At 39.7% G+C, this 678-nt stretch carries 1 protein-coding gene; it reads right to left on the reverse strand.

Annotation, left to right across the window (positions count from 1 at the left end; genetic code table 11):
• Window positions 1–678: DNA adenine methylase (locus tag ACYVTD_RS15140; RefSeq protein WP_461248537.1), on the reverse strand; the 678-nt coding region annotated here is incomplete at both ends.

Here is a 678-nt window from a genome sequence, read left to right on the forward strand (position 1 = left end):
AATTGGAACCGTAGGGGTGCTGGTTGTAAGGTGGGTCCAAATAGGCGACGTCCACTTCCGGCAGAGAACGGATTATTTCGTTTGAATCGCCGTTGCAAATTATCGTTTCGCAGTTAAAATTGCTGAAAACGGGGAAGGGAAGCGTTATGTCGCTTGTTATCCTGAATAGGGCGTCTTTGTTTTTTCCGCCGAATTGCCCCACGCCCGTTTCCTTGTTTTTATAAAAGCCTTTGAAAACGCCTGAAGTGTTCGCGTGTACGGACGCTTCCGACAAAAGGGGGGCGAGAAAATATTTTTGATGTTCTTTTGGAACAGCGTCGATTAACTGCCTCATTGTGTCTATGTACATCGCGTTTCTTGTCGTGTAAAAAACGCGTTCGTTTTGTTTTATGTTCGCGTCGTCATTAGGCGCGTATAATTCGGTAATTATCCCTTTAACAAGATTATTGTTAATTTTTTCGGTTAGTTCATCGTAATATTTTCGCAAAATTTCTTCGTCTCTTTCATCATCGTTGGACAAATAACATTCGTTTATTACGCTTGAATATTTTTCAAGATCGTTCACGATTAATAAATTAGAAAATTGTTTAAAAAATCTCGCTACGACGCCCGATCCGCTGAAAACGTCAAAAGTTTTTAGTTTTTCCCGGTTTAATTTTTTTTGTATCTCTTTTATTC

The sequence above is a fragment of the Treponema sp. R6D11 genome (assembly GCF_054786075.1).